This window comes from Lampropedia hyalina DSM 16112, assembly GCF_900129055.1.
Taxonomy (GTDB): domain Bacteria; phylum Pseudomonadota; class Gammaproteobacteria; order Burkholderiales; family Burkholderiaceae_C; genus Lampropedia; species Lampropedia hyalina.
This window is the reverse complement of sequence record NZ_FQUZ01000022.1, coordinates 37,873-61,129: the sequence shown is the minus strand read 5'-3', so window position 1 is coordinate 61,129 and position 23,257 is coordinate 37,873. Positions and strand designations below refer to the sequence as shown.

The 23,257-nt window shown below is 62.4% G+C and carries 19 protein-coding genes and 1 pseudogene; 12 read left to right on the top strand and 8 right to left on the bottom strand.

Annotation, left to right across the window (positions count from 1 at the left end; all coding sequences use genetic code 11):
• The 9 genes and pseudogenes from BUE21_RS14705 to BUE21_RS09790 form a co-directional block, all read left to right on the top strand.
• Positions 1–1,829 (top strand): annotated as a pseudogene (locus BUE21_RS14705) (hypothetical protein); the annotation flags it as partial.
• A gap of 281 nt (positions 1,830–2,110) precedes the next feature.
• Positions 2,111–3,979: a peptidase domain-containing ABC transporter gene (locus tag BUE21_RS09825; RefSeq protein ID WP_084523141.1), complete on the top strand. Its 1,869-nt coding sequence runs from the start codon at positions 2,111–2,113 to the stop codon at positions 3,977–3,979.
• Positions 3,976–5,391, top strand: a complete 1,416-nt coding sequence (locus BUE21_RS09820) for an HlyD family type I secretion periplasmic adaptor subunit (protein WP_073356506.1) — start codon at positions 3,976–3,978, stop codon at positions 5,389–5,391. Before BUE21_RS09825 ends, BUE21_RS09820 begins: the two co-directional genes overlap by 4 nt.
• Before the next feature lie 44 nt (positions 5,392–5,435).
• Positions 5,436–7,139, top strand: coding sequence for a TolC family protein (locus tag BUE21_RS09815; protein WP_073356505.1), 1,704 nt, complete (start codon positions 5,436–5,438; stop codon positions 7,137–7,139).
• Positions 7,140–7,314: 175 nt separating this feature from the next.
• A complete protein-coding gene (locus BUE21_RS09810; RefSeq protein WP_073356504.1) occupies positions 7,315–7,500 on the top strand; it encodes a Flp family type IVb pilin in 186 nt (61 codons plus the stop codon).
• Positions 7,501–7,511: 11 nt separating this feature from the next.
• Complete coding sequence (locus BUE21_RS09805; protein WP_084523140.1) at positions 7,512–8,093, top strand: A24 family peptidase; 582 nt, start codon at positions 7,512–7,514, stop codon at positions 8,091–8,093.
• A gap of 108 nt (positions 8,094–8,201) precedes the next feature.
• The gene (locus BUE21_RS09800) at positions 8,202–8,927 is read left to right on the top strand and encodes a sulfite exporter TauE/SafE family protein (RefSeq protein WP_073356503.1); all 726 of its coding nucleotides are present in this window, start codon (positions 8,202–8,204) and stop codon (positions 8,925–8,927) included.
• A gap of 46 nt (positions 8,928–8,973) precedes the next feature.
• Positions 8,974–9,891 carry an EamA family transporter RarD gene (gene rarD / locus BUE21_RS09795; RefSeq protein ID WP_073356502.1) on the top strand — a complete coding sequence of 306 codons (918 nt, stop codon included), beginning with the start codon at positions 8,974–8,976 and terminating at the stop codon, positions 9,889–9,891.
• 33 nt (positions 9,892–9,924) lie between these two features.
• Positions 9,925–12,366 carry an ATP-dependent helicase gene (locus tag BUE21_RS09790; RefSeq protein ID WP_073356501.1) on the top strand — a complete coding sequence of 814 codons (2,442 nt, stop codon included), beginning with the start codon at positions 9,925–9,927 and terminating at the stop codon, positions 12,364–12,366.
• A gap of 264 nt (positions 12,367–12,630) precedes the next feature.
• On the opposite strand, the gene BUE21_RS09785 is transcribed toward BUE21_RS09790, so the two are convergent.
• Both BUE21_RS09785 and BUE21_RS09780 read right to left on the bottom strand, forming a co-directional pair.
• On the bottom strand, positions 12,631–13,050 hold the full coding sequence (locus BUE21_RS09785) for an HIT family protein (RefSeq protein ID WP_073356500.1): 420 nt from the start codon (positions 13,048–13,050) through the stop codon (positions 12,631–12,633).
• A 104-nt stretch (positions 13,051–13,154) separates the two neighbouring features.
• Positions 13,155–13,703 (bottom strand): NADPH-dependent FMN reductase, encoded by a 549-nt coding sequence (locus tag BUE21_RS09780; protein WP_073356499.1) that lies wholly within the window; start codon positions 13,701–13,703, stop codon positions 13,155–13,157.
• 109 nt (positions 13,704–13,812) lie between these two features.
• Between BUE21_RS09780 and BUE21_RS09775 the strand changes: the two genes are divergently transcribed.
• Positions 13,813–15,840, top strand: coding sequence for a DNA topoisomerase IV subunit B (locus BUE21_RS09775; protein WP_073356511.1), 2,028 nt, complete (start codon positions 13,813–13,815; stop codon positions 15,838–15,840).
• A 15-nt stretch (positions 15,841–15,855) separates the two neighbouring features.
• Here BUE21_RS09775 and BUE21_RS09770 read toward each other — a convergent pair whose 3' ends face one another.
• The 6 genes from BUE21_RS09770 to BUE21_RS09745 form a co-directional block, all read right to left on the bottom strand.
• Positions 15,856–16,818, bottom strand: a complete 963-nt coding sequence (locus BUE21_RS09770; RefSeq protein WP_073356498.1) for a glycosyltransferase family 2 protein — start codon at positions 16,816–16,818, stop codon at positions 15,856–15,858.
• A 69-nt stretch (positions 16,819–16,887) separates the two neighbouring features.
• Positions 16,888–17,364: a disulfide bond formation protein B gene (locus BUE21_RS09765; protein WP_073356510.1), complete on the bottom strand. Its 477-nt coding sequence runs from the start codon at positions 17,362–17,364 to the stop codon at positions 16,888–16,890.
• Positions 17,365–17,413: 49 nt separating this feature from the next.
• Positions 17,414–18,541: a sulfate/molybdate ABC transporter ATP-binding protein gene (locus BUE21_RS09760; RefSeq protein WP_073356497.1), complete on the bottom strand. Its 1,128-nt coding sequence runs from the start codon at positions 18,539–18,541 to the stop codon at positions 17,414–17,416.
• 24 nt (positions 18,542–18,565) lie between these two features.
• Positions 18,566–19,510 carry a sulfate ABC transporter permease subunit CysW gene (gene cysW / locus BUE21_RS09755; protein WP_084523138.1) on the bottom strand — a complete coding sequence of 315 codons (945 nt, stop codon included), beginning with the start codon at positions 19,508–19,510 and terminating at the stop codon, positions 18,566–18,568.
• Positions 19,507–20,415 carry a sulfate ABC transporter permease subunit CysT gene (gene cysT / locus BUE21_RS09750; RefSeq protein ID WP_073356509.1) on the bottom strand — a complete coding sequence of 303 codons (909 nt, stop codon included), beginning with the start codon at positions 20,413–20,415 and terminating at the stop codon, positions 19,507–19,509. The genes cysW and cysT overlap by 4 nt, the downstream gene beginning before the upstream one ends.
• A 157-nt stretch (positions 20,416–20,572) precedes the next feature.
• On the bottom strand, positions 20,573–21,580 hold the full coding sequence (locus tag BUE21_RS09745; RefSeq protein ID WP_073356496.1) for a sulfate ABC transporter substrate-binding protein: 1,008 nt from the start codon (positions 21,578–21,580) through the stop codon (positions 20,573–20,575).
• 218 nt (positions 21,581–21,798) lie between these two features.
• Here BUE21_RS09745 and BUE21_RS09740 point away from each other — a divergent pair, with 218 nt between their 5' ends.
• Both BUE21_RS09740 and BUE21_RS09735 read left to right on the top strand, forming a co-directional pair.
• The gene (locus BUE21_RS09740; protein ID WP_073356495.1) at positions 21,799–22,263 is read left to right on the top strand and encodes a hypothetical protein; all 465 of its coding nucleotides are present in this window, start codon (positions 21,799–21,801) and stop codon (positions 22,261–22,263) included.
• 98 nt (positions 22,264–22,361) lie between these two features.
• Positions 22,362–23,255 carry a DUF2145 domain-containing protein gene (locus BUE21_RS09735; protein WP_234971113.1) on the top strand — a complete coding sequence of 298 codons (894 nt, stop codon included), beginning with the start codon at positions 22,362–22,364 and terminating at the stop codon, positions 23,253–23,255.
• Positions 23,256–23,257 lie beyond the last annotated feature (2 nt).

The following is a 23,257-nucleotide window of genomic DNA, read 5'->3' as shown; positions in this document are numbered from 1 at the left end:
TCACCTCCATCCTCGAAGACCTCACCGGCACCGCCGGTGGCCTCGAGGCCCTGAGCGAACTGGTCGAAGGCCTGGTGCTGATCCCCGGCACCGGACTGAACCCGCTGATCGACACCCTCAACAACGTGCTGGGCAACCTCAGCGGCGGCGCATCGGTCGGTGACCTCGGCGGCCTGCTGGGCGGCCTGCTGGGCGGCGACCTGCTCGGCGGCGTGGGCGACTTGCTCGGCGGCAACCTGCTGGGCAGCGTCACCGACCTGCTCGAGAGCGTGCTCGGCGGCCTCACCGGCACCGATGCCCTGCTGGGCACCGACCTGCTCAACAACCTGCTCAGTGCAGGTGACACCGGTGGATTGCTGAATCTCACAGGGGTACTGGAAGGTTTGGGTGATTCGGTAGGGCCTGTGTTGAACAGCCTCATCGGTGGTCTGGGCAGTGATGCAGGCAACCCGACGGCACTGGCTCCTGTGGTCACTGCGCTGCAAGGCCTGCTGAGTGGCATCCAGGGTGGCAATCCGATTGCCAATGTGGTGAACGGCTTGCTGGGCACAGGCAGCGACGGTGGCTTGCTGAGCGGTTTGACTGGAGCTGGTTCACTGCTGGGCACCTTGACCGGTGGCTCTGGCAAGGATTGGGGATTGATCTCCAGCCTGCAAGGCATTCTGAAGGATGTGACCACTGGCACCGAGTTGCTGGAACCGGTCTCCGATCTGGTGGATGCGTTGATCGATCCGAACGGTGGTACTTTGGCTGCCATTACCGGGCCACTCAACGATCTGCTGGCATTGCCTGGTGGACTGGGCGTTCTGGAAAGCCTGGAAAACAGTTTGTCCGCGCAAGGTGCTGGCAGCCCATTGGGTGTGCTGGGTGAGGCGGTGAATGGCTTGCTGGGCAATCTGAACCTTGCAGACTCCATTACAGAGGCTGTTGATAGTCTGTTGAATGGTATTACCACACATGTACAACCAACTTTGGGCTTTCTGGGAGGAAATGACCAGAAAGACAATATCGAAACTGCTTTGGAGAATCTCCAGAATCTTTCTGGCAGTGCCGATGTACTCAATTTGCTGGGAACCACTTTGGGAGGACTTGGCAATACAGGTTTGAGTACTCTGCCTACGTTACTGACCGATCTTTCAGGCGGCCTGCTCGGTGCCGTGGGCGATTTGCTGGAAGGTGTCCTGGGGTTGGTAAGTGATCTTGTTGGTGGCACTCGCCTCGTCAAAGACCTCGATCCCTCTTTGATTGGTGGTTTTGGCATAGACAAAGCAGCCGGAAGTTTGGGAGCCAATGTTCAGGACATCATCGGGGGCACCATTGACGATGTCACTGGTGGACTGCTTCACGATCTGCTGGACTCCCTCGACCTCTCCGCACTGACCCATGGTCTGTTGGGTAACGCTGCTGCTGGTATTGAGCCTGCCGCAGCACCAGTGGCCATGGCCATGGCGTTCACGCCTGCGCTGTCGGATGAAGGTTCCTCTGTGCTGACAGCCCTGTTCCAGTCCGAGGAAACCGAGTCGGTTGCAGACAATGCGCAAGGCAGTGATGCCGGCGTGCTGGATCTGTTGCTGACCCAGGAAGTCACGCTGGAGGCCAAGGAGCCATCGGCAGACACGGATTCTGTTGCAAATTCACAACAGAATGCGGAGCTGGCTGGAAATACAGCGACTGCGGCTGTGAGCGAGAATGCGAGTGCACAGCCAAACGAAGCCTCGCACGACGTGGAGCCGATTGCAGTGCCGATCAGCAGCCAGATCAGCGGCGACAAGGGCAATGAAACGGCCTTGACGCTGGCACAGCAACTGCAAAACAACCAGTTGATCTGACGCACTCCTGCGCTGTGCGCCACCCACGCCTTGCCTTGGCAGGCAGTGGTGGCGTTCAGCAAGGGTTTGCCCATCCATCGATACAGGCCAAGAAATTGGCCTGTATTTTTTTATACTCGCTGACCTGCATGTATTCGCTGCTGCGCACCCTGATGTGGCAAAGCAAACCATCGCAATGCCAATGGGACGATGCCCTGCCGGGAACCGTAGTCCGTGGCTCCAGCGCATAATGCGCAACACGACTGTTTTCAGGACACCAGCGTCTCCCGCCATTTCAACCCATGATTCACTATTTGCTGCCCAGCCGCCTGTTGTCCTCTTCCAGCCATCGTGCAGCGTCGCGCCCCGATGTCGATCCGGCCGATGCCTCGTCCTCACAGGCCACATCGGTTGCCAGCAGCCCCTATGCGGACGCGATTGCCAATGCCTGCCAAAAGGCATGGCCCCAGATACGCATGGCTGCCTGGCTGTCCCTGCCGATTGGCCTGCTGGGGCTGTTGCCTTCCATTTTTCTGCTGCAAGTGTTCAACCGGGTGATCTCGCGCGGCGGCACGGCCACGCTCACGGCCATGGTCGCCGGTGTCTTGTGTTTTCTGGGCATCGAATGGTGGCTGCGCATCCGGCGGGCTCGCTCATTGCGCGAAGCCGGTGCCACCATCGACCACGATGTCTCGCAGGCCCTGATGGACTCCATGTTGCAACGCCCCCTGCTGGCCTTGGAATCGCGCCCTTCCAGCCAGTGGCTGCAACTGTTTCGGGACATCCCCGCGATGCGCGCCAGCATTTCCGGTGGCCTGGCCAGTGCCATTTTCGATTTGCCAATGGCACTGCTGGCCCTGATCGTCATTGGCATCATCGCCTGGCCGGTGCTGCCCGTCATCATCGTGGCCATGATTGTCCTGGGGGTGCTGGCCTGGTGGTGGGCAGATGAAGTGCGCAGTGGCCGGGTGGAAGAGCTGGTAAAGGCCCGTGCCCTTGATCGCAGCACCGCCGAAGTCTGCCATGCACGCACCACACTCAAGGCCCTGGCACACGATGCCACCATCAAGCAGAACTGGCAGCAAGGCTATGACTTCTGGCTGGGCGAGAGCTTTCGCAAGAATGGTGACATGGAAAATGCGCGTGAGACCAGCATCATCCTGCTGACTCTTTTCTCGATTGCCGTCATCACGGTCGGGGCCATTGCCATCAATGAACAATGGATGAGCATCGGCAGCCTCATGGCTGTCAATCTGCTCGCCAGCAAAGCCCTGTCGCCCGTGGCGCAACTGGCGGGCAACTGGCGATCGCTGGCGCGCTCCAACGAGGCGACCCGTCGCTTGCAGAAAGCCCTGGAAGAACCGGTGGAAAATGCCCCGCCACAAACCCTGCAACTGCCCCGGCCCAAAGGCCGCTTTCACCTGGATCAAGTCAGCTTTCACTATCCCACGGGACAGACTCCGCTGGAAAATGTCACGCTGGACATTGGCCCAGGCGGGCTGCATGCCATCGTTGGGCGCAACGGTGCGGGCAAATCGACCTTGGGCAAACTGCTGGCGGGCCTCTACCAGCCTACCGAGGGAACCATCTACATCGATGAATACGACATGGCGCAATTCTCCCGCGCCGATCTGGGGCATTGGGTAGGCTGCCTGGCCCAGCAGGTGTACTGGTTCAGCGGCACCATCATCGAGGGTCTGCGCATGGTCAATGCCCAGGCCGATGACCAGACCATCGTGCGCGCCTGCCAGCTCACGGGTGCACACGCGTTCATCAGCCATTTGCCACAGGGCTACCAAACCGTTGTGGGCGAGGGCGGAACCGGCCTGTCCGCCGGTGAGCTGCGCAAGCTCGCCCTTGCACAAATGTTCCTGCGCAACCCCTCCGTGCTGGTACTCGACGAGCCCAGCAGCGACCTGGACTTCGACAGCGAAACCGCCCTGCTGAAAAACCTGCAACACATCGCGCAGAAACTCACGGTCATCGTCATCACACACTCAGTGCGCGTGGCATCCGTGGCACAACACATTTACCATGTGCGGGGTGACGGACATGTGGAACATGGCACACCACGACAACTGCTGCCACGGCTGTACGGCTCGGCCTACACGCCGCCGCCCGCTACGGCCACGCCACCGACCGCACACCAGAATCAGGAGACCATTGCATGAAATCCGAAAACCAATCTCCCGGCGACCTGCCGCAAGTGTTGCGCAAGTCCTCACAGGAAGATGCCGATACCCCGGCCCCCAACCAAACCCCTGCCTGGGCCACAGACCACACCGCCGCATCCACCCATCCACCCGCGCATTCCAGCGCATCCAAGCACCGCCGTGGGCGCATCATGCGCCGCAGCTTCATTGGCGCATTGGGCGTACTGGTGATTGTGGGCCTGCTGTATCCGGTCGAAAACGTCGTGGTGGCCCCCGGTCAGGTCATTCCTTCCGACCGGGTGCAGACCGTGCAACACTTGGAAGGGGGCATCGTCACCGAAGTCCATGTGCGTGAAGGCCAGATCGTCAGCGCGAACGATCCCCTGCTGGAAATCGATCTGGGCAGCAACAGCCTCAACCTGGAACAGCTCACCGCGCGCCACGCCAACGCCATGGCCATCAAGACCCGGCTCACCGCCGAAACCCTGGGCAAGCCCCTGCTGCGCAGTGACTTTCCCAGCAGCCTGGGTAGTCAGGTCGTTCAGGCAGAAGTGGGGGCCTTCAATGCGCGCGCACTCGAACACAGGGGCAGCCTGGCCGCAGCCCAGGCGAGCCTGCACCAGGCACGGGGCGACGTGGCCCAGAACCAGGCCCGCATCAACGGCCTGCAAACCGCCCTGCGCCTGCACGAAGAAGAAGCCAGCATCGCCCGCCAACTGGTTGCAGAACAATTGATCGGCCAGCTGGAAGTCATCGACAAGCAACGCGCCCTCGAACAGGTGCGCACCGAATTGGCTGCCGCACGCGAAAGCCTCGTCAGCAACCGTGCCCGTGTCGAGCTGGCACAGGCCAAGGTCATGGAAACCCAGGGAAGCTTCCAGCGTCGTGCCTCCGAAGAACTGGCCGAAGTCGAGCGCGAACTCCTGAGTCTGGCCGAAGACCTCTCCCGCGCCCGCAATCAGCGCACCCGCACCATTGTCACGGCCCCCACCGATGGCATCATCAAGGGCCTCAGAAGCTCTGGGGCAGGCTGGGTCGTGAAGGCAGGCGAACCCATCCTCGAAATCGTCCCTGACAAGGAAGAGGTCATCGTCGAGGCACGCCTCAACCCGGCCGATCGGGGTTACGTCCACCAGGGCCAGGCCGTGAAAGTCAAGATCACTGCCTACGACTTCCTGCGCTACGGCTCCGTGCCAGGCACCGTCACCCTCGTCGCCGCCGATGCCGACCGCGACCCCAACATTCCCGACTCCCCTTCCTACTTCCGCCTTCATGCCAGCCTGACACAGCCCTGGGTCGGACGCACCGACAACCGCATCACCACCGGCATGCAGGCCCAAGTCGATCTGCTGCTGGGCCACGAGCCCTTCATCTGGTACATCCTGCGCCCCGTGCTGCGCGTACAAAGCGAAGCCTTCCGCGAACCCTGACATCCCTGTCCGCCCCCGCCCGCCGCTGCCTTCACTCCTGTGCCATGAAAACCACCCATCCGTTCCCAACCCGTACCCTGCGCGCCACCGCCGTGCTGGTGCTGCTCGGCCTTTCCCTGCCAACCGTGCAGGCACAGCAGATACCACAGGCACCGATACCGGCACCAGCGCAGGAACAACCGCCACTGGCATCGCCCGATGCACCCATGCCCGCGCACACTCTGCCCGACTGGGTCCAGCAATTGCCACCCGTACCCGTGCCCAGCCCCGCAGAAATCGCGGCCGCCACCGATGCCGCCGCCACCCCCTGGCTGCGCATGGCGCAACGCCTCTCGCCCCACAGCCTGGCCGACAACCACGCCCAAAGGCAATTGCTGGAGGCACTCTATGCCATGCTGAACGAACACCCGGAAGTCCTACAGGCACAGGCCTCGCTGGAATCTGCCGGACACGATCTCAATACCGCTCGTGGCGCACGCTGGCCCACCTTCAAGGTCGGCACCACCAGCGGCAGTGCCGAGCGCAATGGTCGCCAGCAGGACTACAACGCCATCAACGCCGAAGTGCGCATGAGCGTACTCGATGGCGGAGCCATCAATGCCGACATCCGTGCCGCCGGCTTCACCCAATCCGCACGCGGTGATGTTCTGCACGGAACCCGCCAGAACATCCTGCTCGATGCCCTGACCGCCCTGCTCAACCTGCAACGCTACGAGCACAAGGCGCGCATTGCCGCCGAATCCGCCGACATCATCGAACGCTTGGCGGTATTGGAGGAACGCCGTGCCGAGCTCGGTGCCGTCGGCCGCAACGACCTGCGACAAGCCGCCTCCCGCCAGGCCAGTGCCCGCGCCCAGCAACACGCCCTCGAAGCCCAGCGTGCCGATGCCCTGGCGCGGTTCACCCGCTACTACAGCTTCACCCCCGAACCCGACTGGCTTCCGCCCCTGAACATTCCCGCCTTCTGGATGCCGCGTGGCGAAGAACAGGCCTTGCAGGATGCCGAAGCGCACAGCAGCGAACTGCGCGAAGTTCAACAACAGATCGAACGCGCCCGCGCCGAAGTCGATCGCAGCAAGGCACAACGCCTGCCCACACTCGATGCCGTTGTCACCCACAGCCACGACCCCAAAGGCATCCTCTACAGCGAAGGAACCCGCTATGGCGTGGAACTCAACTGGGACTTCGGTAACGGCTTTGAACTGCGCGACCGCATTCGCAAATCCCTCAACGAACTCCAGAACCAGGAAGCACAGTACGAAAACGTGCGCCGTCAGGTGCGCGAGACCGCATCGGCAGGCTGGGGGCGCGTGGAGTCTGGAGCACAGCGCGAAAGCCAGCTTGCCGATGCCGTCAAACAGGCCGCCGCCGCATTTGAAGGCCGCCGCCGCCTGCTGGAAGCGGGGCGCGGCAGCCTCTCGCAGGTACTCGATGCCCAACTCGACATGCAGACCCTGATGCTCGAAGAAATCGATGCCCGCTACGACCAGCGCATCCAGCAGTTGCAACTGGTGCGCACCACAGGCCAACTGCTGCCGCAGGACACCCCCCACCGCTGGCTCCACCCACTGTTCCAGTCATTCACTGAAACATCTTCCGAAGATGTAACCATCTCACCACCAATCCACGCACAACCATTTGTTGCACCTGCATCGACACAATCGCATGAACCGGGCGTGCAAAACAGCCGAGATCCATCAGAATCCGTGCAATTACGGCCAGAAACCCGCATTCGATCGCTTTTGTAAGGCATCCGCCCGCACAAAAAATCAACAAATTGCTTCCAAATATAACCCTGCAATGAGCATGGCTTTGTAACAAACAGAAAAAAGTGATAACATTCAGCCCATCAAAACCAATTTCCCCGCCGTTGGTTGATTGAAAGAAATTTCAGGCGGTCATTTCTGACAATTGGAGAAAAACATGACCAACTTCATCAAGAACTTCCTGCAAGACGAAGAAGGCGCGACCGCCATTGAATATGGCCTGATTGCTGGCCTGATCGCTGTGGTGATCATTGCTGCTGTGACTGCTCTGGGTACCGAAATCAAGACAGTATTCGAAAATATCGGTACCGCTATCGAAGGCGGTAACGCTACTGCCCCTTAATGTGATACTGAATGGATTGGCTAGGCAACATTCTCAATCTGTCTGTTGTACTTTGGCTAATTGCCATCGTAGTGACTGACCTGCGCATCCGCCGGGTGCGCAACTGGATGGTGGTGCTGGGCTTGGTCGCTGGTGCAGTTGTGCTGCTCAGCGGCCTTCAGCCGTTTCACCTGCAAGTCAGCCTGACGAATGGCCTGCTGGGCATGGTGGTGGCTTTCTGTGCCCTGATGCCGTTCTATGCCATGCGCTGGATGGGGGCGGGCGACGTGAAATTTGCCGCTGTCATTGGCCTGTGGTTCGGTCTGCAAATCGACCTGCTCACCATCTGGGTCGGCGGCAGCCTGCTGGCAGGCATCCACGGCTTGACCGTAATATTCTGGCGAAAATTTCAGCAACGGCCCGAGTGGACTTGGCTGCAAGCGCGTTTCCTTTTTCTGCAACGCTACACCCCTGCGTCCCCGTTGCCAGCAGAGCAACCGTCGGCATCCGCCGACACGGGCATCGCACCAGTGCGTCGCTCCGGCCCGGCACGCTCCATTCCTTATGCCGGCTACATGGCCATCATCGCCATCTGGCTGCTGTTGCAGGGCTGACCAGCCACATGCCACTCCCGCACACCATGAGGTGACCCCAGGAGTTCAAGCACCCAAATGGAATTCGGAGGAGAATCCGAACCTTCTCCTCAATGGCCTTGATCCATCATGCTGAGTGTTTACGTTTTCGTGGTGCTGGGCGCAGTGCTGGCCGGGTTCGTGCAAGGTCTGTCGGGCTTTGCCTTTGGGCTGACGGCCATGTCAATATGGGCGTGGACACTGGAGCCACAACTGGCTGCGCAACTGGCGATTTTCGGCGCGCTCACCGGGCAGTTGGTGGCGGTATTCACGACACGGCGCGCACTGCAATGGCGTTTGTTGCGGCCGTTCCTGCTGGGGGGCCTGCTGGGCGTGCCACTGGGCGTATGGCTGTTGCCGCTGCTGGATGCACAGCAGTTCAAATCGGTGGTAGGCGCGATTCTGGTGGTGTTCTGCCCGCTGATGCTGCTGGCTCCGCGAATGCCCCGCATCCAGCGCGGTGGTCGCACCGGCGATGCCATTTCAGGGCTGCTGGGTGGTGTACTCAGTGGCCTGGGCGGCTTCTCCGGTGTGGCTCCCACCCTGTGGAGCATGATGCGGGGTCTGGCCCGCGAGGAGCAGCGCGCCGTCATCCAGAATTTCAATCTGTCGGTGCTGTTCGTATCGTTCAGTATGCACGTCTGGCAGGGGCATGTGACCGTGTCCATGCTGCCCTTCTTCGCCCTGGTTGCTCTGGCCGTGCTGGTGCCGGTGCTGCTGGGCGTGCGCCTCTACCGTGGTCTGAGCGAGCAGGCATTCCGGCGCGTGGTGCTGGGCGTGCTCACACTGTCGGGGCTGGGGATGCTGCTGTCCTGACGGCCTTGCCCTGCCCCATCACCTCCCGCAACTTCCGCACTTTCTCATGCCCTCCTCCATCCGCCCGGCCAGCGACACGGCCGAAACACGCACCGGCATTCTCTATGCCTTCATGGCCTACGGAAGCTGGGGGGGCGTCACCCTGTACTGGAAGTGGATTGCCTGGCTTCCCAGCGGGCAGGCGATTGCCCACCGCGTCGTCTGGTCGGTGCTGCTGTTGCTGGGCTTGCTGGTGGCAGCACGCGAGTTGCCCGCGCTGCGTGGCGTGTTCCTGCGTCCCAGGCTGCTGCTCACGCTGGCATGCACCGGGCTGCTGGTGTCTGCCAACTGGCTGCTGTTTGTCTGGGCGGTGAACAGCGGGCATATCGTGCAGTCCAGTCTGGGCTACTTCATCAACCCCCTGTTCAGCGTGCTGCTGGGGGTGCTGGTACTGGGCGAACGCCTGCGCCCCGTGCAGTGGCTGGCCGTGGGGCTGGCGGTATCCGGGGTGCTGTGGCAGGTGATTGGCCTGGGCGCGTGGCCGTGGATTTCGCTGGGACTGGCGGCCAGCTTTGCCCTGTATGGACTGGTGCGCAAATCCACGCCGGTGAGCGGCACAGTCGGGCTGGCAGTGGAAACGCTGATGGTGCTGCCACTGGCGATGCTGTACCTGGGCTGGGTGGCATGGCAGCCCGATGCGGTGGGCTGGCGCAGTCAGGGCTGGGGTGGCATGGTGGCAGTGACGCTGGCGGGCGTGGTCACGGCCCTGCCGCTGCTGTGGTTCGCCAATGCCGCACGCCGCCTGCCGCTGTCCACGCTGGGCTTCATCCAGTACATTGCGCCGTCCATCCAGCTTGCCATTGGCGTATTGATCTACAAAGAGGCATTCACGCTGCACCACCTCATCAGCTTCGGGCTGATCTGGCTGGCCCTGCTGGTGTTTTCGCTGGACACACTGGCCCATCGGCGGCATCGGCACGGCTAAAGGAGTGTGGATGACAGGCCCTACAATCGCCCCATGCCATTTTCCTCAGAAACTGCCGCCCGTCATGCGGCACTCCCCCCCGATTCTTCCGACTCCGCACTGCTGCACGGGCTGAATGCCGAACAGCGTGCCGCCGTCACCTTCAGCGGTGGCCATACGCTGGTGCTGGCCGGTGCCGGCTCCGGCAAGACCCGTGTGCTCACCACCCGCATTGCCTGGCTGCTGCAAACCGGGCAGGTCTCGCCCGGCGGCATTCTGGCGGTCACCTTCACCAACAAGGCCGCACGCGAGATGACCACGCGCCTCTCAGCCATGCTGCCCGTGGCGGTGCGGGGCATGTGGATCGGCACGTTCCACGGCCTGTGCAACCGCATGCTGCGTGCCCATGCCACCGCCGTGGGTCTGCCCAAGCAGTTCCAGGTGCTGGACATGCAGGATCAGCTCTCCGCCATCAAGCGGCTGATGAAGCAGCACTCCATCGACACCGAGCTGTTCGAGCCGAAGAAAGTCCAGTACTTCATTTCAGGCTGCAAAGAAGAAGGCATGCGCCCCGAAAACGTGCCGGTACACGATGCCGAATCGCGCACCCGCGTGGAGCTTTACCAGCTCTACGAGCAGCAATGCCAGCGCGAAGGCGTGGTGGATTTTGGCGAACTCATGCTGCGCAGTTACGAGCTGCTGCGCGATCACCCCGCCATCCGCCAGCACTACCAGCAACGCTTTCGCCACATTCTGGTGGACGAATTCCAGGACACCAACCGGCTGCAATACCGCTGGCTGCAACAACTGGCGGGCGAATGGGACAACGGTCAGTTGCACACCCATTCCAGCGTCGTGGCCGTGGGCGACGACGACCAGAGCATCTATGCGTTCCGTGGCGCGCGGGTGGGCAACATGGCCGACTTCGTGCGCGACTTCCGCGTGAGCCAGCCCATCAAGCTGGAGCAGAATTACCGCTCCTACAGCCACATTCTGGACTGTGCCAACGCGCTGATTGCCCATAACCGCCAGCGTCTGGGCAAGAACCTGCGCACCGACCAGGGCGCGGGTGAACCCGTGCGCATCAGCGAAGCCTACAACGACCTGGCCGAGGCCGACTGGATCAGCGACGAAATCCGCCAGTTGCTGCGCCAGGACGGCTTCCCCCACCAGGAAATCGCCATTCTCTATCGCAGCAACGCACAAAGCCGCGCACTCGAAGCCGCCTTGCTGCGTGCCAAACTGCCCTACCGCGTCTATGGCGGACTGCGCTTTTTCGAGCGGGCCGAAATCAAGCATGCGCTGGCCTACCTGCGCCTGCTGGAAAATCCCTGGGACGACACCAGCTTTCTGCGCATCGTCAATTTTCCGCCACGCGGCATTGGTGCGCGCACGCTGGAGCAGTTGCAGGATGCCGCCGCCCAGCACCAGCAATCCCTGCATGAAGCGGTGGCCCACGTCCCTGGCAAGGCAGGCGAGAAACTGCGCGACTTCACGCAACTGCTGCAAGAGCTGCGCCAGCACAACCAGGATCAGCCACTGCGCCACACCATCACCGCCGTGCTGGAAACCAGTGGCCTGCTCGACCACTACCGCGCCGAAAAAGACGGCGTGGATCGCGTGGAAAACCTTGAGGAACTGGTCAATGCCGCCGAGAGCTTCATCATCCAGGAAGGCTTTGCCGCCGACACCACCACGCTGCCCATCGATGAACAGGGCCGCCCGCTGACACAAAGCCCCGCCAGCCAGGGGCTGCTGCCCGACCAGCCGCTGGAGCCTGATGCCGGCAATATGCTGCAAGACATGGGCATGGGCTATCGGCTCGATCTCGAAACCGGCGAAACCCTCAGCCCGCTGGCAGCTTTTCTCACCCACGCCTCGCTGGAGGCAGGCGACAACCAGACCCAAGCCGGGCAACAGGCCATCCAGTTGATGACCGTCCACGCCTCCAAGGGGCTGGAATTCGATGCCGTATTCATTGCCGGCATGGAAGAAGGACTGTTCCCCCACTACAACGCCTTGAACGATCAGGCCGGGCTGGAGGAGGAACGCCGCCTGATGTATGTGGCCATCACCCGCGCACGCAAACGCCTGTACATCAGTCTGGCACAGCAGCGCATGCTCAACGGCCAGATTCAGGGCAACCAGCCCAGCCGTTTCCTGGACGAATTGCCCGAAGGCAGCCTGAAATGGCTCACCCCGCGCCAACGCCCGGCATCGGCTGGCGGATATTCAGCCAGCAGCAGCCGCTCCCACGACAAGGCCCATGCGCCGTGGCGCGAAGCCGTTCAGGCACCAGTGCCAGTGCGCAAGAGCCAGCCGGAAGAAAGCGGTGGCCTGCGTGTGCGCCAGAAGGTGTTTCACACCAAGTTCGGCGAAGGCGTGGTGCAGGCGATCGAAGGAGCAGGCAACGACCGCAAGGCCCGCATCGACTTTGGCCGCCACGGCAGCAAGCTGCTGCTGCTGTCGGTGGCCAAGCTCACACCGGTGGACTGAAGCCCCGCGCTGTTGTCTGTCGGGCTACCATTCCAACCGATACCGTCATGCCGACCTTTGCCTACTACTGTTCGCCACGTCATGCCGGACTTAATCCGGCATCCAGTGACGAGGCTTGCAAAAACACCTTGTTTACCAATGGATTGCGTTGCACTGGATGCCGGATTAAGTCCGGCATGACGGTGTTTGGTGCTTTGAGCAAGGCTGGAATGACGCAGTGTGACTCTCGAAAAGAGTGGAAATCGCCCGTCGGAATGGGGATTCTCAAACCAGTGCAGCGCGGATTTTCTCGGCAATCACTTCCAGGTCTGCCGGATTGGCCATGCGGGTGGCATGGCTGCTGCGCACCGCGCCGGGAACATGGGGCACGATGTGGAAGTGGCAGTGCGGCACGGTTTGTCCGGCATCGGCTCCGCTGAACTGCGCCACGCGCACCGCCGAAGCCTCCAGGGCCTGCTTGACGGCAATCGCCACACGCCGTGTCGTGACAATGGCAGCGCGGGCACTGTCTTCCGAGAGGTCGAGCAGGGTTTCGGCGGCCTCTTTGGGAACCACCAGCACATGGCCTTCGGCCTCGGGCATGATGTCCATGAAAGCCAGCGTCTGCGCATCTTCATAGACGCGGATGGCCGGGGCTTCTCCGCGCAGAATCTTGGCGAAAATATTGTTCGGGTCGTAACTCATGCCAGGCAAACCTCCTTGATGCTGGGCCAGTAGTGGGTGGGTAATGGACAAAAATCCATTGTGCCTCATGACAGGCTCACCCAGGCCCAGACCCGTCAAAGCCGTTATGCCTTGTGGGCCAGCACCCACTGCGCGAAGGCATCCACCCAGGCTTGCAGGAATGCGCGGCTGCCTTCGCCCACCTGACCATCGTCGGTCAGCAGGCCATCCCGGAACTGAAGGTAGGCATCGGGCTGTGCCAGCACCTTGATGCCCTGCGAGGCCAGAATGCCGCGCAGATGCTGCTGGGCAATCGCCGAACCGATGCCACCGGGCGAGGTGCCCAGAATACCCGCAGGCTTGCCAGCCCAGGAGTTGTCGCCATAGGGGCGCGAGCCGTGGTCGATCACGTTCTTCAGCACGGAAGGAATGCTGCGGTTGTATTCGGGCGTGACGAACAGCAGGCCATCGGCCTGTGCAATCTGGGCCTTGACGCGGCGCACCGCACCGGCCTGCTGGGCATCGTCGTCGCGGTTGTAGTGGGGCAGATCGCCAATCTCGGCAAACTCGACCGCGAAATCGGCAGGGGCCAGCTTCACAACGGCCTGGGCAAGTTTCCGGTTGATGGATTCCTTGCTCAGGCTGCCAACGAAAACAACAATCTGGGTGGTCATGCAAACTCCTTGGGTTCAATGAATGGAATGGGCCGGGGACGATTTTGCACTGAATCTGTTTTTCCTGCACAGCATCGCGCGCCATGCACACCGCCTACAATCGGCGGCCATGAGCCAAGACAAGACCACGCATTCCCTGATTGACACTGCCAGCGAGACCAGCCACCCCACCCCGGCCCCGTCGGCATACGGCGAATCTTCCATCAAGGTACTCAAGGGGCTGGAGCCGGTGCGGCAACGCCCCGGCATGTACACGCGCACCGACAACCCGCTGCACATCGTGCAGGAGGTGCTCGACAACGCCGCCGACGAGGCCCTGGCGGGCTTTGGCAAGAAAATCCGCGTGACCCTGCACGAAGACGGCTCCATCGGCGTGGAAGACGATGGCCGGGGCATTCCATTCGGCCTGCACCCGCAGGAAGGCGTGCCGGTGGTGGAGCTGGTATTCACGCGCCTGCACGCCGGGGGCAAATTCGACAAGGATTCCGGCGGGGCCTACAGCTTCTCGGGCGGGCTGCACGGCGTGGGCGTGTCGGTGACGAACGCACTGTCCACCCGCTTGCAGGTGTGCATTCACCGCGATGGCCAGGTGGCGGAGTTGGCCTTCGGCGATGGCGGTGAAGTCCTCGAAGCCCTGCAGGTGCGCAAGGCCAGAACCGGCGAGAAAAAACGCGGCACGCTGGTGCGTGTCTGGCCGGATGCGCGCTATTTCGACTCCCCGGTGTTGCCACTGGCGGAATTGACGCACCTGTTGCGCAGCAAGGCCGTGCTGATGCCGGGCGTGAGCGTGGCCCTGCACAACGAGAAAACCGGCCAGACGCAAACCTGGCAGTACAAGGGTGGCCTGCGCGACTATCTGGCCCAGACCCTGCCTGCCGAACCGCTGATCGCGCTGTTCGAGGCAGCAGGCCACGCCGACGCACAGAACGAACATTTCGCCATCGGGGAAGGGGCCGACTGGTGCGTGGCCTTCACCGTCGAGGGCACACCTGTGCGCGAGAGCTATGTGAACCTGATTCCCACCAGCGCGGGCGGCACGCACGACAGCGGCCTGCGCGACGGGCTGTTCCAGGCGGTCAAGGGCTTCATCGACATGCACGCGCTGCTGCCCAAGGGCGTGAAACTGATGCCCGAAGACGTATTTGGCCGCGCCAGCTATGTGCTGTCGGCCAAGGTGCTCGATCCGCAGTTCCAAGGGCAGGTGAAAGAAAAGCTCAATTCACGCGATGCCTTCCGGCTGGTGTCGGGCTTTGTCAGGCCCGCGTTCGAACTGTGGCTGAGCGAGCATGTGGACGATGGCCGCAAGCTGGCCGAGTGGGTGATACGCGCCGCACAGACGCGCCAGCGGGCCGGGCAGAAAGTGGAGAAGCGCAAAAGCTCCGGCGTGGCGGTGCTGCCGGGCAAGCTGACCGATTGCGAAAGCCGCGACATTGCCTACAACGAGGTGTTTCTGGTGGAAGGCGACTCCGCCGGCGGCAGTGCCAAGATGGGGCGCGACAAGGAAACCCAGGCCATCCTGCCACTGCGCGGCAAGGTGCTCAACACCTGGGAGGTGGAGCGCGACCGGCTGTTCGCCAACCAGGAAATCCACGACATTGCCGTGGCCCTGGGCGTAGACCCACACGGCCCGGACGACGAGGCCGACCTGAGCCAGTTGCGCTACGGCAAGATTTGCATCCTCAGCGATGCGGATGTGGACGGGGCGCACATTCAGGTGCTGCTGCTGACGCTGTTTTTCCGGCATTTCCCGAAACTGATCGAGGCCGGGCATGTGTTCGTGGCACAGCCGCCGCTGTTCAGCATCAACGTACCGGCACGCGGGCGCAAGCCTGCCAGTCGCATCTATGTATTGACCGAACGCGAACTGCAACGCACGCTGGAGAAACTGCGCAAGGACGGCGTGCGCGAGGGAAGCTGGAGCATTGGCCGCTTCAAGGGACTGGGAGAGATGAATGCCGAACAGCTCTGGGAAACCACCCTCAACCCCGACACCCGCCACCTGCTGCCGGTGCAACTGGGCGGTTTCAGCTTTGCCCAGACCAGCGGCTTCATCGGCCAGCTCATGGGCAAGGGCGAAGCCGCAGCCCGGCGCGAACTGATGGAACTGCACGGGGATGCCGTGCAGGTGGATGTGTGATGCCCATAGCGGGAATCAGTCCAGCGCGTCCGTGATGGGTACGCTGGGCACATTGCCCACGTCGTAGTGCAGAAACGCAATGAGAAACTGCACGCCAATCAACACCGACATGCCTGCCAGCATTACCGTGCCGTTGCTCGAAGCAATGCCCGTGGCAATGCTGTGCAGCCAATGGCTTGCGCCAAACAGTGCGCCAAACAGCAAAAACAACGCCCCCACCAGGCTGTACAGCGAGCCGATACTGAAGTCGCGGATCAGGTAGCTGTACACATAGCGTTTGCCACTGCGCACCAGATGCCCGCGCAGGAACTCCGGCAGCACCGAGGAGATTTTCAGGTTGGAGACCTCTTCACCGTACACGGCCTCCATGGGCACATCGCGCACCACCGCGCGGATGGTGTTGAGGCGAAACAGCATGTCGGTCTCGAAGAAATAACGCCGGGAGAGCTTTTCCAGTGGCAGTGCTTGCAGCACCTTGACCGAGACTGCCGTATAGCCATTGGTGGGGTCCATGTTGGGCCAGTAACCGCTGCTGAACTTGGTCATGAAGGACAGGGCCAGATTGCCGAACCGCCGCAACTTGGGCATGGACTGGAAGGATTCCGGGCGGTAGAAGCGGTTGCCCTTGGTGTAGTCGGCCTGCCCCTGCACGATGGGTTTGACGAAACGCGGAATCAGTGCAGGGTCCATCTGCCCATCGCCATCGACCTTGACGACCACATCCATGTCTTCGGCCACCGCCTGGCCATAACCGGTCACCACCGCGCCGCCGACACCTCGGTTTTCAGTGTGGCGCAGCACCCGCACCCGCTCATCCACGCAATGCTGCTGTACCCATGCCCCGCTGTCTTGCGGGCAGGCATCGTCCACCACATAGATGCGCTGCACCACATCCGGCATCTGCGCCAGCACCTCCAGGATATGGGCCTTCACCCGGTAGCAGGGAATGACAACAGCAATGCGCCAATCTGATTTCACAGTGTCTCTCAGGCAAAGTAGAACAACGGCCCGCCATGATAAACGACACCCGTGAACGCATTCGGCCGGTCACACTCCGGCACGTCGGACCGTCAGGAAGCGGATGCCCAGTCCCATCAGCAGCACGAAGAATGTGACAAAGGCCAGGAACGACCAGTTGGCAATGGTCAGGCCCAGAAAAGTCCAGTCCACCGCCGAGCAGTCGCCGCTGCCACGGAACAGCATCGGGATGGCGTCGCGCAGCGGGAATCCTTCGATCACTCCGTAGAAATCACGGCCACAGCTCATGATTTCGGGCGGGTTCCATTGCAGCAGGCTCTGGCGGGCGGCCACGAACGCGCCGAAGCCACTGGTAAGCCATGCCAGCGCAGCCCACAGCCCCTGCCACCAGCACCGCCGCCACAGGCTGCCGATGGCCGCCAGAATGCCCACCAGCGTGAGCGCGTAGCGTTGCACCACGCACATGGGGCATGGCTCCAGCCCAACGGCATGCTGCAAATACAGGCCAAAGGCCAACAGCCCGGCACAGGCCACGGCAATCAGCATCAACAGGCGGCGGGGCGATCCCCACAGCACATCCACGATCTTGTTCAATTCATTGTCCTTCCACAAATACCCGGGCACGGCGCAGTGTCACCCATACGGTGTCGCCTTCACGCAGTCCCAGCTCCCGAAACCGTTCTGCGGCCATCTGCACTTCCAGCAGGGAACTGGCTTCTGCCACAGCGGCAGGCTCTTCGGGGGCGGATTGCACGATTAGTTCCAGATTGGCCAATGGGCCAATGAGCATGGCACGGTCGATGCGTGCCCGCACGCCCTGCCCTGAGGCTGCTGCGGCGGTTTCGCTGGCCGCCACTGGCGTGACCTCCAGCTCGTGCGGGCGCACATACACGAGTGCCTTGCCATCGGATGGCAGGCTGGCGGTGGGTACAAGTGCGGTGGGGTCGAGTGGCAGGCCGGGGGTGTGCAGCTCCCCGTTGCGCACACTGCCCTGCCAGTGGTTCACGTCGCCCAGAAAACCATAGACGAAGGGGCTGGCAGGGTTGTCCCAGACCTGCTGGGGCGTGCCCACCTGCTCGATACGGCCCTTGTTCATGACCACCACGCGGTCTGCCACTTCCAGGGCTTCTTCCTGATCGTGGGTGACGAAGATGCTGGTGACGTGCAGTTCCTCATGCAGGCGGCGCAACCAGCGGCGCAGTTCCTTGCGCACCTTGGCATCGAGTGCGCCAAAGGGTTCGTCCAGCAGCAGCACCTGTGGCTCGACGGCCAGTGCGCGCGCCAGTGCAATGCGCTGGCGTTGCCCACCCGACAACTGTGCCGGGAAGCGGTCGGCCAGCCATTCCAGCTTGACGAGCTTGAGCAGGCGATAGACGCGCTCGCGGATTTCCTCGCGCGAGGGGCGTTGCTCGCGCGGCTTCACGGTCAGGCCAAAGGCCACGTTGTCGAACACGGTCATGTGGCGAAACAGCGCGTAGTGCTGGAACACAAAGCCGACCTTGCGCTCGCGCACATGGGCGTGGGTGGCATCCTGCCCAGCGAACAGCACAGCTCCCCGGTCGGCGGATTCCAGCCCCGCAATGATGCGCAGCAATGTGGTCTTGCCGCAGCCCGATGGCCCCAGCAAGGCGATCAACTCGCCCGACTCGATGGACAGGCTGACATCGTTCAGGGCGGTGAACGCCCCGAACTGCTTGTGAATGTTTCTGACTTCAATGCTCATGAAATTTCGTCCTGCTTACTGCTTTCAGCAGCGCACATAGTCCACCACCACGAACGGCCTGCTGCCGTCGCTGGTGCGGTCTGCACCGTCCTGGCTGTCGTCGTCGGGGGCGGTGGCGGCACTGGCGCGGCGCAGCATGGCCTCGTTGCGCCACTCCACCACGGTCTTGGCCAGCAGCGTCACCAGTGCCAGCGCGGCCAGCATCGTGGCCACCGAGAAGGCGGCCACCGACTGGTAGTCGGTATAGAGAATTTCCACCTGCAACGGGATGGTGTTGGTCTGGCCGCGAATGTGCCCCGACACCACCGATACCGCGCCGAATTCGCCCATCGCCCGCGCATTGCACAGAATCACGCCATAGAGCAGCCCCCACTTGATGTTGGGCAAAGTCACGCGCCAGAAGGTGCGCAGGCCGCCCGCTCCCAGCACAATGGCCGCCTGCTCCTCGTCCTTGCCCTGCGCCTGCATCAGCGGAATCAGCTCCCGCGCCACGAACGGGAAGGTGACGAAAATGGTCGCCAGCACAATGCCCGGCACGGCGAAGATGATCTTCAGGTTGTGCGCCTCCAGCCACGGCCCCAGCCAGCCATTCGAGCCGTACAGCAGCACATACACCAGCCCGGCCACCACCGGCGAGATGGAAAACGGCAGGTCGATCAGCGTGATGAGGAATGCCTTGCCACGGAATTCGTGCTTGGCAATCGCCCAGGCCGCCACCACACCAAAGAGCAGGTTCAGCGGCACGGCAATGAGTGCGGTCAGCAGCGTCAGGCGGATGGCCGAACGGGTCTCTGCCTGCTGGAATGCCTCCAGATACGCGCCCAGTCCAGCGCGCAAGGCCTCGACGAACACGGCCACCAGCGGCAGCAGCAGAAAGAACAGCAAGAACACGAAGGCCAGGCCGATCAGCCCCCGGCGTACCCAGGGCGATTCGGTGGTGGCAATGGTGGGACGGGAAGAATGGCTCATGACTCACCCCCTGCGTGGCGGCGTTGCCATGCCTGCAATGCGTTGATGACGAACAGCATCAGGAACGAGAACAGCAGCATCACCAGAGCCACGGCGGTGGCTCCGGCATAGTCGTACTGCTCCAGCTTGCCGATGATGACCAGCGGGGTGATTTCCGAGACCATCGGAATATTGCCTGCAATGAAGATCACCGAGCCGTACTCGCCAATCGCCCGTGCGAAGGCCATGGCAAAGCCGGTCAGCAGCGCGGGCATGATGGCGGGGAAGATCACATAGCGGAAGGTCTGCCAGCGCGTCGCGCCCAGGCTGCCGGCGGCTTCCTCCAGTTCGCGCTCCAGCTCCTCCAGCACCGGCTGCACGGTGCGCACCACGAACGGCAGGCCGATGAATACCAGCGCGATCACCACGCCAATCGGCGTGAAGGCAATCTTCAGCCCCTCCGAGCCAAACAGTGGCCCCAGCAGCCCCTGTGCAGAAAACGCCTGCCCCAGCCAGCCATTGGGTGCCCACAGGGCCGTCAGCGCAATGCCCGCCACGGCGGTGGGCAGGGCGAAGGGCAGGTCCACCAGCGCATCGACCAGCTTCTTGCCCACAAACTCGTAGCGCACCAGCACCCAGGCCAGCAACAGGCCAAAGCCCAGGTTCAACAGGGCCGCCAGCAGCGATGCGCCAAAAGTGAGCCGGTACGAGGCCAGCACACGCGGCGAGGCCACGGCCAGCCAGAACTGCTCCCAGCCCATGCCGAAGGTATTCCACAACAGGGTGGCCAGCGGAATCAGTACGATCACGCTGAGGTAGAACAGGGTATAGCCCAGCGTGAGGCCAAACCCCGGAATGACGCGGGCTTTCCTGCGCCCGCCCCCTCGCGTGCCCGGCGGGGCGGCAATCGGTGCATCAACAGACATGGATTTCAGAAACTGCACGAACGGCAGTCAAAAAGGCGGTCAAAAAAACGATTCGCCACTGTCCCGGCAGGCGGACACAGTGGCGTTCTGGAACCAGAAGAATGGGGCGCATTATCCCCCGATACCGCAAACTTTCCCTTGGAACGTGTTCACGTTCTTATTTGGCGGCAGGCTGGTAAAGCTTGTCGAACTGGCCGCCATCGTTGAAGTGTTCTTTCTGCGCCTGCCCCAGCGAACCGAAATATTGCGCCACGGTGAACAGCTTCACCGGCTTGAACACTTCGCTGTGTCGCGCCAGCACGGCTTCGGAGCGCGGACGCAGGCCGTGGCGGGCGGCAATCTCCTGGGCTTCATCGGTGTAGAGGAAGTTCAGGTAGGCATTGGCGGCTTCTTCCGTGCCCTTGCGCTTGACCACGGTCTCGACCACGGCCACGGGGTTTTCCGCCAGGATGCTGGAGGACGGATAGACCACATCCACCTTGCCCTTGCCGAACTCGCGCTCGACCGACAGCACTTCCGATTCAAAGGTAATCAGCACATCGCCAATGCCGCGTTGCAGGAAGATGGACGTGGCATCGCGCCCACCCTTGCCCAGCACCGGCACGTTCTGGTACAACTGGCCGACGAAGCGGGCCGCATCCTCGGCACTGCCACCCTGGTTCAGCACCGAACCCCAGGCGGCCAGATAGGCGTAGCGGCCATTGCCACCGGTCTTGGGATTGACCACGATCACCTGCACACCGGGCTTGACCAGATCATTCCAATCCTGGATGTTCTTGGGATTGTCCTTGCGCACCAGAAACAGCATCGTGGAGGTGGTGGGGGCCGCATCGTGCGGGAATTTCTTCGCCCAGTCCTGCGCCACCTTGCCATTGCTGGCGAGGAATTCCACATCGGTGGTGGTGTTCATGGTCACCACATCGGCCTGAAGGCCATCGTTCACCGCACGCGCCTGCGCACTGGAGCCGCCATGCGCCTGGTTCACGGTCACATCCTTGCCTTGCTGCGCCTTGTACGCCTTGACAAATGCCGGGTTGATCTCGCGGTAGAACTCGCGCGATACATCGTAGGAGGCATTCAGCAACTCCTGCTGCGCTGCCGCCTGCCCGGCCACCAATACCATTGCCAGCCCTGCCAGCACGGTTTTGAACATACTTTTCTGCATCGTGATGATCCTTTGCTGATCGAAATAGCGTGATTGTTGCAGACGACCTTCTGCCACCAAACCATTTTTTTGTTCTTTTTATATATTTATATTGATATATAAAAATAACCAATTTCATCCATGACCACGCTGTGACTGACTCGATCCGTGCCTGCTCAATATTCCACAGTGCATCTAAAATGGTCACTCATTCCCGTTTGCCACCAGGAGCATTTCCCATGAGCATCTCTTCCGGCCTGCGCCTCGCCTGCCTTGCCACTGCCACCCTTCTTGCCTGCCCCGCATGGGCAGACAGCTTCGCATCATCCGCCTCCAGTGCCACATCAGCGGCCAGCGGCAGTGTCTCCGATTCGCTCACCGCATCCAGCGACAGCTCCAGCAGCGACAAACAGGTGGCCGATGGCGACTACCGCATCATCGACGTGGCCCGCACGCCCGGTCGGCAGCAGCATATGCGCGTGACCATGCAGTCCGAAGGCGAGGCCATGCAGCGCGTGGTGCTGGATTTGCCCGCCCAGGTGCTGGCACAGCAGGGTCTGGGTCAGGGCGACTGGGTGCGCACGCAAAAGCGCGTCTATGGCTTCGAGTTTGCCCGGCGCGATACCCAGCAGGCGTTCTATCTGGTGCTGGCCGACGACTGGCACGATGAACTGGCCTCGCGCCCGGTGCTCGCCGCGCTGTGACACCGCTGTTCTCACGCTTCGGCCCAGCCAGGGTCTGCCGAACGCCTGCCGCATGGGTGGCCACGCTGGCTTTGGCCATCGGGCTGGGTGGCTGTGCCATCAGCCCCGGCTCCGGCCCTGATGCAGCCTCCTCCCCATCGCAAGGTTCCACCGCCTCGACCGTCTCGCACTTCTGCGACCGTGCCCCCCAACTGACCGCCGTGCAACAGGACATCCTGCTGCGCTTTGCGGCCGTGGTGCGCACGGAACTGGATCAGGTGGCCGATGGCGAAGCCGTACTCATCAGCCGCTCCGGGCTGGACTTGTCGCGCTTCGACATCCGCTACTCGCACGCCGCGATTGCGTGGCGCAACGAGCGCGGCATGTGGTCGGCACGCCAGCTCTATTACGCCTGCGACGAAGGACGGCCCCGCATCTTCGATCAAGGGCTGGCCGGCTTCGTCATGGGCACGGACAACCCGACGCTGGGCTACATCTCGCTGGTGCGGCTGCCAGCCGAAGCCGCCCAGGCACTGCACGAAACGGCACTGGATACCCCGCGCGCCCTGCGCCTGCTGGCCGCACGCTACAGTGCCAACGCCTACCCGTTCAGCCTGCGCTACCAGAACTGCAACCAGTGGGTGCTGGAGTTGTTGGCCACCGCTTGGGGCCAACTGCCCGACGGTGACGACCTGCGTGCCCGCGCCCAGGCATGGCTGCAACAGGCCGACTACGCGCCGCAACCCGTGGCCGTGCAGCCACCGTGGCTGATGCTGGCCTCCGTATTCGTGCCGCTGGTGCACCTGAACGACCACCCGCGCGAAGACCGAGCCGCCCTGCAATTGCAGGTCAGTCTGCCCGCTACGCTGGAGGCCTTCGTGCGCCAGCAGCACCCCTCCAGCCAGCGCGTGGAACTGTGCCACGACAGCCAGCATGTGGTGGTGCGCCATGGCTGGGAACCCGTGGCCGATGGCTGCCAGCCCACGGCCAGCGACTCGGTAGTGCCGCTTTGACC